The 9,702-nt window shown below is 72.4% G+C and carries 9 protein-coding genes and 1 pseudogene; 4 read left to right on the plus strand and 6 right to left on the minus strand.

Going from position 1 to position 9,702, the window contains the following annotated elements; genetic code table 11:
* Both AXW62_RS37805 and AXW62_RS37810 read left to right on the plus strand, forming a co-directional pair.
* Positions 1-934 (plus strand): annotated as a pseudogene (locus AXW62_RS37805) (DEAD/DEAH box helicase); the annotation flags it as partial.
* 111 nt (positions 935-1,045) lie between these two features.
* Positions 1,046-1,912: an alpha/beta fold hydrolase gene (locus AXW62_RS37810; protein ID WP_060948353.1), complete on the plus strand. Its 867-nt coding sequence runs from the start codon at positions 1,046-1,048 to the stop codon at positions 1,910-1,912.
* A 191-nt stretch (positions 1,913-2,103) separates the two neighbouring features.
* On the opposite strand, the gene AXW62_RS37815 is transcribed toward AXW62_RS37810, so the two are convergent.
* Positions 2,104-3,033, minus strand: a complete 930-nt coding sequence (locus AXW62_RS37815; protein ID WP_030822869.1) for an NYN domain-containing protein — start codon at positions 3,031-3,033, stop codon at positions 2,104-2,106.
* Between the two features lie 213 nt (positions 3,034-3,246).
* Here AXW62_RS37815 and AXW62_RS44730 point away from each other — a divergent pair, with 213 nt between their 5' ends.
* Positions 3,247-3,399, plus strand: a complete 153-nt coding sequence (locus AXW62_RS44730; RefSeq protein ID WP_164502489.1) for a DUF8834 family protein — start codon at positions 3,247-3,249, stop codon at positions 3,397-3,399.
* Between the two features lie 74 nt (positions 3,400-3,473).
* On the opposite strand, the gene AXW62_RS37820 is transcribed toward AXW62_RS44730, so the two are convergent.
* The 4 genes from AXW62_RS37820 to AXW62_RS37835 form a co-directional block, all read right to left on the minus strand.
* Entirely contained in the window at positions 3,474-4,079 is a 606-nt protein-coding gene (locus AXW62_RS37820; RefSeq protein ID WP_060948354.1) for a MarC family protein, read from the minus strand.
* A 193-nt stretch (positions 4,080-4,272) separates the two neighbouring features.
* The gene (locus AXW62_RS37825) at positions 4,273-5,127 is read right to left on the minus strand and encodes a PHP domain-containing protein (protein ID WP_030822864.1); all 855 of its coding nucleotides are present in this window, start codon (positions 5,125-5,127) and stop codon (positions 4,273-4,275) included.
* Between the two features lie 225 nt (positions 5,128-5,352).
* Positions 5,353-5,994, minus strand: coding sequence for a DUF6758 family protein (locus tag AXW62_RS37830; protein WP_030822861.1), 642 nt, complete (start codon positions 5,992-5,994; stop codon positions 5,353-5,355).
* Between the two features lie 291 nt (positions 5,995-6,285).
* Positions 6,286-6,891, minus strand: coding sequence for a suppressor of fused domain protein (locus AXW62_RS37835; protein WP_060948355.1), 606 nt, complete (start codon positions 6,889-6,891; stop codon positions 6,286-6,288).
* Positions 6,892-7,341: 450 nt separating this feature from the next.
* Here AXW62_RS37835 and corA point away from each other — a divergent pair, with 450 nt between their 5' ends.
* On the plus strand, positions 7,342-8,442 hold the full coding sequence (gene corA / locus AXW62_RS37840; protein WP_030822855.1) for a magnesium/cobalt transporter CorA: 1,101 nt from the start codon (positions 7,342-7,344) through the stop codon (positions 8,440-8,442).
* Here the strand turns inward: corA and AXW62_RS37845 are convergent.
* Complete coding sequence (locus tag AXW62_RS37845) at positions 8,439-9,467, minus strand: DMT family transporter (RefSeq protein ID WP_107406396.1); 1,029 nt, start codon at positions 9,465-9,467, stop codon at positions 8,439-8,441. The two genes, corA and AXW62_RS37845, sit on opposite strands and share 4 nt — an antisense overlap.
* Between the last annotated feature and the right edge of the window lie 235 nt (positions 9,468-9,702).

The following is a 9,702-nucleotide window of genomic DNA, read 5'->3' on the forward strand; positions in this document are numbered from 1 at the left end:
GCCCCGTCGGCCCCGCCGGCGCCGCCGTACCCGCGGCGGTTTGGCCACGGCCCGCTCCGAGGCGGCCACGGCCGTCGTGGAGACGGCGGAGGCGGCCCAGCCGGAGGCGGAGCCCGCCGAGGCACCCGCCAAGCCGCGCCGCCGCCGCACCCGGGGCGCCGCCAAGGCCGCCGAGTCGGCGACAGCGGCCGTCCGGACCGCCGAGGGCACCGAGACCGAGACGGCCGAGGACGCCACGGAGGCGCCCGCGCAGACCGCCGAGGCGGCTGAGACGGCTGAGACGGCTGAGACGACAGTGACGACGGCTGAGGCTCAGCCGGAGGCCACGGAGATCGTGGAGGCCGTGGAGGCCCCTGCCAAGCCGCGCCGCCGCACCCGCGTCAAGGCCACCGAAGCCGCCGAAACGGGCCGGAGCGCCGTGGAGGCAGCCGAGGGCACGCCGGAAGCGACGGCAGCGGCGGTGAACGCCGCCGAGACCGTCGAGGCGCAGCCGGAGGCCGTGGAGGCCCCCGCCAAGCCGCGCCGCCGTACGCGTGCCAAGGCCACCGAGGCAACAGGGGCGACGGAAGCAGCCGAGGCCGCGGTCGCGACAGCCGAAGGCACCGCCGACGCGACGGACACCACCGAAACAACCACACCGCGCCGCCGCACCCGCACCAAGACCACCGAGGCAACAGAAGCAGCCGAGGCAACCGCCGACACCGCCGAAGGCACCGAGACGGCCAAACCCCGACGCCGCACCCGCACCACCACCAAAACCGACACCACCGAAGCCCCCGCCAAGCCCCGGCGCACCCGCACCAAGGCCACAGCGGCCGAGGCGGAACCGGCGGCGGACCCGGCGGCGGAGGCGGCCGAGGCCGCGCCCGCCAAGCCCAGGCGCCGTACGCGCGCCAAGGCGGCCGAGTCCGTCGAGGTGACGGCCGAGGGCTGACGCCGGACCGCGGCACAGCACATCACGGCCAGGGGCCCGTTCCGCGACACCGCGGTACGGGCCCCTGGCCGTTCACGTACCGTTTCCCGCGCCATGTATAGCCTCGTGCACATGAGCAGGCCGCCCTTCCTCACACTGCCCGCGAGCGCCCGCGCGTACCGCCTCCGGACCCCGCGCGGGGAGTTCGCCGTCCATGACGCGCGGCCCGCTTCGGCCGCACGCGGCACCGTTCTCCTGGTCCCGGGGTTCACCGGCAGCAAGGAGGACTTCATCGCGCTGCTGGAGCCGCTCGCCGCGGCCGGCTTCCGGGCCGTCGCGGTCGACGGTCGGGGGCAGCACGAGAGTCCCGGCCCCCGTAAGGAGGCCGCATACGCCCAGGACGAGCTGGCCCAGGACGTTCTGGCACAGGCCACCGCCCTGAGCACGGCGACCGAGGATCCCGTCCACCTGCTCGGGCATTCGCTCGGCGGGCTGATCGCGCGGGCCGCCGTACTGCGCGATCCGGGGGCGTTCGCCTCACTGACGATCATGAGTTCCGGCCCGGCGGCCATCTCCGCCCCGCAGCGCGCCCGGATCAAGCTGCTGATCGACGCGCTGACCGTGATGGACATGGAGTCCGTATGGCAGGCGATGCGCGAGCTCGACCCGCCCGAGGCGGCCGACGCGGCGACACCGCCCGGGGTGGCGGACTTCCTGCGGCGGCGCTGGCTCGGCACCGTACCGGAGCAGCTGATCGCCACCGGGCGGCAGCTGTCCGACGAACCGGACCGGATCGACGAGCTGTCGGCGGTGCGGCTGCGCACACATGTGCTGTCGGGCGAGGTGGACTACGCCTGGCCGGTGCCGCTGATCGACGAGATGGCGGTACGGCTGGCCGCCCGCCGGACCGTGATCGAGGGCGCCGGGCACTCCCCCAACGCCGAGCGGGCCCATCCCACCGCCGACGCCCTGATCGCCTTCTGGCGCGATCTGGGCTGAGGAGACCTTTGCCGAGCACGAGCCCGAGCACGAGCACGGGGCCTCGGCCGAGCACGACGTCCTCTCAGCGCGACCGCAGCACAACCACAGCTCAGCGCGACCGCAAGTTCAGCGCGACCGCGGCTCAGCCGCGATCCCAACCTCAGCGCGACCCGGGCCGAGCGCGAAGCGGAGCGGCGGGGCGGACCGGCTCAGTACTGCGCCTGCAGATGCTCCCAGAAGCCGTCCCGCAGGGCGCGCCGCAGATCGGCGTGGGCGCGCAGGGAGAGCCGCAGCAGCCCCTCAGCGTCGATCAGCAGCTCCTGGTCCACGGAGCCGGGGAGGTACGGGTGGCCCGGCAGCAGCTCCGCGAGCGTGTCACGGCCGCGCGAGGACAGCCACTGGGCGGCGATCTGCGCCCCGACGAAGCGCACCTCGTCCCGGGTCGGGGCGGGCCCGCACAGCGGCGAGTCGCCGTTCGGCTCGTAGCCGGTGGCCCGCCGGGTGACATACGGCTTGCAGAAGTCGAGGTCGAAGGTGCGCTGGCTGTCGACCTCCCACAGCAGCGGTTCGGCCTGGTTGCGCCCGTCCAGCGCCTCGATGCCCCACAGGTGGACGCGTGCCCCGTAGCCCTGGGCCGCCTCGACGGCGGAGACCAGGTCCTCGTCGCCGCCGATCAGCACGGCGTCGCCGATGGCGCGGTGACGGGCGAGGGATTCCAGATCGGAGCGGATGAGTGAGTCGACGCCCTTCTGCTGGTTGTTGGCGTTGAGGTTGCCCAGCCGGACCTTGACGTCGGGCAGCTCCGCGATGCTCTGCTGCTCCGGGGTGTGGATCCGGCGCCGGGCACCGTCGAACCAGTAGACGCGCAGCAGCCTGCTGTCCGGGAAAATGGTGCGCGCCTTGTCGATGAACGCCTCGATGAGCCCCTCGGCGTCCAGCTCGAAGGCTCGGCGGTCCTCCGTGCCCGCGACGAGCCGGCCGGCGGCCGCGTAGACGTACCCCGCGTCCACGAAGATCGCGTGGGTCGAGGGCGTGGTGGCGACCTCGGCGAGCACGCGCTGGAGCAACTCGTTCGTGCGCTCGATGCCCGCGACGACCGAGGCGAGGTCTGGTTGGCCCGGAGGCGTGGCTTCACTCATACGCGGTTCATTCTCCGGGCGGCCGTGTGAGCGGCACAACCGGACCCTGCTCGACCGCCGGTGGATACTTAGGCAGCGAAAAATTTTTATTAGCGTAGGGAATGTTTTCGGGGGCCCCTCTCGTTGAACACGTACAGGAGAGCGCGGCAGCGACGCTGCGCGGCTCCGTACACATCAGTTCTCCTCCAGGAGGATCAGACGAAGGGAGAAGCTTTGCGCTTCGAGATCATGCGCCTTGACGATGTCGACGGCAGCGCCGTCGACAGCACCGTTGTAGACGCCGCCTCCGTCAACCGGATCGTGCAGCAGGCCGCCGCAATCGGCCAGCGCATCTACATCCGTCCAGCCGACACCGCCGCCCAGTAGTGCCGTAAGGCTCTCCAGCCGCGCCGAGCACCGAGCGCCCGCGTACGCGACAGTACGGGGGCGCTCGTGCCGTGTCAGGCGGTGTGGACCACTTGGATGACCCCGTTGATGATCTGCTGGACCGCGATGGCGGAGAGCATCATCCCGGACAGCCGGGTGACCAGCACCACTCCGCCTTCCTTGATCACGCGAATGATCAGCAGCGAGTAGCGCATGGTCAGCCACAGCACGACGTGCATGGCCGCGATCGCGGACCACACCGCCACCTGCCCCTCGAGCCCGCGGGCGTGCTGGACGGCGAGGATCACCGAGACGATCGCGCCCGGCCCGGCCAGCAGCGGCATGCCCAGGGGGACGAGCGCGACATTGACGTCCTTGGTCTGGGTCGGCTCATCGCTCTTGCCGGTCAGCAGATCGAGCGCGATCAGCAGGAGCAGCAGCCCGCCCGCGATCATCAGCGCGGGGACCGAGACATGCAGATAGTCGAGGATCTGCTGACCGCCGATGCCGAAGACGGCGATGACGCCGAAGGCGACGGCCGCCGCCTGGCCCGCCATCCTGCGCTGCACCTTGACCGGGCGCCCCGAGGTCAGGGCGAGGAAGATGGGCGTGATGCCCGGTGGGTCCATGATCACAAAAAGGGTGAGAAAAAGGGATCCGAAGACGGCGGCGTCGAACACGGTGAAAGCCTTGCGGGGACGAGCAGCGGTGCGGTGCTGATGCGGTACGAAACAGGGGACGATCGGGAGAGGATCGGGGGAAGCTCGGGAGAGGAACCGGAAAAGGAGAGGAAGGAAGAGGAAGGACGGAGGGCAGGCAGCGAAAGGCCAGGACGGAAGGTCAGGGGGAACGTCGGGGCGGGAGGGGGCGCGCTCAGCCGCCCGCGCCCGGCACGGGGAAGGCCCCGGTCGCCCGTCGCACGATCTCGCCGTAGACCTCGGGATCGGTCGTGTACTCGCCGAGCCGACAGGTCTTACGGCTGCCGTGGTAGTCGCTGGAGCCGGTGGTGAGCAGCCCGAGCTCGGCGGCCAGACCGCGCAGCCGGGCACGGGTGTCCTCGCTGTGGTCCATGTGGTCGACCTCGACACCGTCCAGGCCCGCCGCGGCCAGCTCGCCGATGGCGCTCTCCGGTACGCACCGGCCCCGCTTGACGGCCAGCGGATGGGCGAAGACCGCGACCCCGCCGGCGCCCTTGATCAGCCGGATCGCCTCGAAGGGGTCCAGCTCGTGCTTCTCCACATGCGCCCGGCCGCCGTCGGCCAGCCATTCGGTGGTGAAGGCGTCCGAGACGCTCTCCACGACGCCGAGCTCGACCAGCGCGGTGGCTATGTGCGGCCGTCCGACGGCACCGTCCCCGGCGATCTCCGCCACCCGCTCCCAGGTGATCGGTACGTCCAGCTCACGCAGCTTCCCGACCATCGCCCGGGCCCGGGGCACCCGGTCGTCGCGCACCAGCTCGCGCTCGCGCGCCAGCTCGGGCTCGGCCGGGTCGAAGAGGTACGCCAGCATGTGCAGGCTCACCCCGTTGAGGCGGCAGGACAGCTCGGCGCCGGGGATCAGCGTCAGCCCCGAGGGCAGCGCCCGGGTCGCCTCCGCATAGCCGCCCACGGTGTCGTGGTCGGTGAGCGCGACGACGTCCAGCCCCGCGGCGGCGGCGTTCCGCACCAGCTCGGCGGGGGTGTCGGTACCGTCCGAGGCAGTGGAGTGGGTGTGCAGATCGATGCGCACGGCACGGGCTCCAAGCTGCGTTCGGGACGGACGGAGGGGACGCCCCAGCATAACCACCGCTCGACCACGCCCCGTCAGTGCCCCCGGCCGTCACCGCATGAGCGCCGCCGGGGCGGGGAGCCGCCTCGGCGCAAGGAGCCCCGAGGCTCGGACGGCACCCCTTCCACGGCGGGCGACTGCGCCGCCTCGGCGCAAGGGGCCCGGCGGCTCGGACGGGGCACGGATTCAGGGCGACAGCAGCCGGGGGGAGAGCGCGCCGCAGGGCACCAGATCGACCTCGGCCCCGGCGTCCCGCAGATCGGTGAGCACCATCTCGTCGTACATCAGCAGCCCGGTCTGCTCGGGCCAGACGACCGCCCACAGCCACAGCCCGCACGCCTCGCCCGCGAAGACCGCGCGGTCGTCCGGGGTGCCCTCGACATGCCACAGCGGGGTGGGCCGCCCGGCGGCCAGCACCTTGACGTGCGGCGGCTTGTCCACGCGCATGCCCGGCCCCGGATCGGGCCCCGGGACGCCCGCGAAGCGCGCGCCGAGCCCGACGCCCAGCTCCTCGGCGATCAGCAGCAGCTCCCCCGGGCCGCCCAGCGGCCCGGGGCCGGAGCAGGCCACGGCCGTGGCGCGGCCGCCGCTGCGGTCGTCCCCGGCACACGCCACACCGGTGAACAGCCAGCCCACGGGCAGCGGCCACGGCATCCACACGGGCACCCGGGCGCGGTTGGTGACCACCACGAGTGCTTCGACGCTCGGCGGGACGACCGGCTGGAGGGGGTGCACCGTGCCGTGCACTCCGCACTGCCAGGAGTCGGCGAAGAGACCGGGCGCTCGCACCCGGCCACCGCACTTCGGGCAACTGGGTTCGCCCCTCATAGGGCCCCACGGTCCTCCCCGGCCGTCCTCCCGTCAAGGACGATCACCCGTCCGGAGGTCAGTTCCGGCAAGAGTTCCCGCCCGGCGCCCCCGCGCGAGAGTCCGGCGCATCTCCTACGACGGTGCGGCACCCCGCGCGAGGGTGTGACGCCCCCCGGCACGACGGTGCGGCAGCCCTCACACCACGGTGTGGGGCCCCGCGCGACGGTTGTCCGTACGGGGCCAGGTTACGGGGCCAGGTACGGATCTTCGTACGGCCCCGGTCCTCAGTCCGTAGTACGGCCCCGGTCCTCAGTCCGTCAACCGCACTCCGGGGCGCTCCGGGTCACGCAGGTCCGTACCGTTCCGCAGCCAGCGGTCCTGGAGGGCGGCGGCGCCGTGCACCCGCTTCCACGCCGCCTCGTTCCCGGTCATCGGCAGCAGCGGCAGGAAGCGCACCGGCTCCATCGGCTCGAGCAGCTCCAAGTCCTCGACCAGGCCGCCCGGTTCGGCGACGAGGACGGAGGTGAAGGGGGCCCCGGGCCACAGCGGCCCGCCGAGGTCCAGCGACGCGCCGGGGGTCACCACGACCCCCTCCACCTGGGGGGAGGCGGCCAGCACGGCGAGCGGGCGGAGCAGCTGGTCGAGGACGGGGAGGTCGGGGCCGCGTCCGCCGGCCCGCACGGTCAGCACCAGCTCGGCGCGCGGTCCGCGCAGCGGGTCGGCGACGGTGGCGGTCGGGCTGGTCATCGGATGGTCCGACATGCCGAGGGTGGCATAGCGGATCACATCGCTCTCGTCCCGGAATCGCAGCACGTCAATGCGGTCCGTACCGAGGAACGTGACGGACGCGCGGGCGTCCGGCTCGCCCAGAGCGGTGATCAGCCGGGCCTCGACCAGCTGAAGAACGTCTGACATGCGGTGAGCATAGATCGCGTATCGAACGGGCAAAGCGGCGCGGGAACGGTTCTGCCGACTGATAGCCTTAATCCCTGCCCAGGGAGTTACACGTCGTCCCTCACGGGGGACCGGCCGGAGGAGGTGGGGCTGCGGTGGATCCTAGTCGACCGTGCAGTACCGACAGTTCTCCCGTCGTTTCCCCTTGGTATGCGGCTCCATGATCTGAAACCTTCCGTACCCCGCCGTCCGGCGGTGAAACACGCGAAGCAATCTCGCATCCAGGGCATCTGACGGTAGAGCGCCTTCGTACCGCTTTGTTCCGTTCCGAAGAACTTCCGTCAGCGCCATGGCACGGAGCGCCGCCCGCTTTGCGGACGTACGGGCACCGGGATGCCGTACGTCCACCTTCCGGGCGCAGCGCTGCGCCGCGCGCCCGCCGCTGACGGCCGGCCCGTGAAGGAGCCCGTCATGTCGATGATCCGTGACCTGCGCGCAGCCGTCCGCCCCGCCCTGCGCCGTGCCCGTGCCTCCAGCGACTACGACGCGACGCGTGACCCGTCGGTCACCAGCGCCGTGGTGGACTGCGGGGTCTACCGCGACGGCAAGCGGGTCAGCGACCACGTGAGCCCGGCGAGGGCCATGGAGCGGGTCCGTGAGGAGGGCGGGTTCGCCTGGATCGGGCTGCACGAGCCGACCGAGCGCGAGTTCGCGGGTATCGCCCAGGAGTTCGGGCTGCACCCGCTGGCGGTCGAGGACGCGGTGCAGGCGCACCAGCGGCCCAAGCTGGAGCGGTACGACGACACCCTGTTCACCGTCTTCAAGACGATCCACTACGTCGAGCACGCCGAACTCACCTCGACCAGTGAGGTGGTGGAGACCGGTGAGGTGATGTGCTTCACCGGCCGGAACTTCATCGTGACCGTGCGGCACGGCGGCCAGGGTTCGCTGCGCGCCCTGCGCCACCGCCTCCAGCAGGACCCGGAGCTGCTCGCCAAGGGTCCCTCGGCGGTGCTGCACGCCATCGCCGACCAGGTCGTCGACGGCTATCTCGCGGTGGCCGACGCGGTCCAGGACGACATCGACGAGGTCGAGATCGACGTCTTCTCGGCGGCGACCTCCCGGCGGGGCGGCGACGCGGGCCGGATCTACCAGCTCAAGCGCGAGGTCCTGGAGTTCAAGCGGGCCGTCGCGCCGCTGCTGCGGCCGATGCAGCTGCTGAGCGAGCGGCCGATGCGGCTGGTGGACCCGGACATCCAGACGTACTTCCGGGATGTCGCGGACCATCTGGCGCGGGTCAGCGAGCAGGTGCTGGCCTTCGACGACCTGCTGAACTCGATCCTCCAGGCCAACCTGGCACAGGCGACGGTCGCCCAGAACGAGGACATGCGGAAGATCACGTCCTGGGCGGCGATCTTCGCCGTGCCGACGATGATCGCCGGGATCTACGGCATGAACTTCGACTACATGCCGGAGCTGCGCTGGAAGTTCGGCTACCCGACCGTGCTCGTGGTCACGGTGGGCATCTGCTTCGCGATCCACCGCGGCTTCAAGCGCAACGGCTGGCTCTAGGCGTCCGCGGAACCGGCGTCCGCGGAACCGGCTCGGGGGCCGTCCGAGCGGCTCTTTCCGTCCGCCATGATGACCAGCGCGAGTCCGCCGAGGATCACCGCGAGCGCCGGGTAGGCGGCCACGGACGGCATCTGCCCCAGCCACAGGGCCGCGATCAGGGCCGCCCCCGGCGTCTCCAGGAGGATCGCGGTCGAGGTGACGGAGGGGCCGAGGCCCTTGACCACCCGGTTGATCAGGGTGTGCCCCAGCAGCTGTGCGGTCACCGTCAGCGCGGCCAGCTGCAGCCAGGCGGTGCCGCTGTAGCCGCCCAGCTCCGCGCCCGCCACCAGGCAGGTCAGCAGCAGGAGCACGCTGGTGGTGGCGTAGCAGACGTAGGCGTAGGCGGTGGTGCTCACCGAACGGCGCACCTCCGCGCCGAGCAGGACGTACCCGGCCGCCGCCATCCCGCCCAGCAGCGCGAGCGCGTCGCCCATCAGGGCGCGCGGGGAGGCGGACAGATCGACCCCGGTGAGAATCACCACGCCGAGGAACGCCAGCCCCATGCCCAGCCAGGCGAGCGCGGGCGGGCGGTGGCCGCGCAGCCGCAGCAGCAGTGCCGTCCAGATGGGGGTCGTGGTCACCAGCGCGGTCGAGGAGGCGACGGAGGTCATGTGCAGGCTCGGCAGCCAGGCCCCGAAGTGCAGCGCGAGCAGGGCCCCCGCCGCGGCCGACAGCAGCACCGCCCGGCGGCCCATCCCGCGCAGCTCGCCCCGGTGGCGCCACAGCGCGAACGGCGTGAGCGCGCCCACGGCCATGGCGTTGCGCCAGAAGGCGATGGCGAGCGCGGGTGCCGCCGTCGCGGCGGCGAGCGGCGCGGAGAGCGAGACACCGGCGATGGCGACGGCGAGGAGCGCGATGTCCACGGGGACGGCACCGCGGACAGGGTGGCCGCCACCGGGGGCGGTGGGACGGGCCGGGGTACGGGCGGCACGGGCGGTGGGCACGGCGACAGAGTAAGGCGCATGGCCATGAGACGGAACTGACATTTCACGGGCTGGGACGGGCGCACGGCCGGCCCAGGGCGCTGCCGCGAAGGCGATCCCCGAGGCCCGCAGGTCGGTGGTCGGTGGTCGGTGGTCGGTGGTCGGTGGTCGGTGGTCGGTGGTCGGCAGCAGGATCCGCGCGGTGTGGGCTCGCGGCGCGGCTCGGCTACAGCGCACGGCAGGTGCGGCGGCAGCCGACCGCCGAGCGCGCCCGACGCCCCGCGACGCGCCGCCTGAC

It is taken from the genome of Streptomyces hygroscopicus subsp. hygroscopicus (assembly GCF_001553455.1).
In the GTDB taxonomy this organism is placed as follows: domain Bacteria; phylum Actinomycetota; class Actinomycetes; order Streptomycetales; family Streptomycetaceae; genus Streptomyces; species Streptomyces hygroscopicus.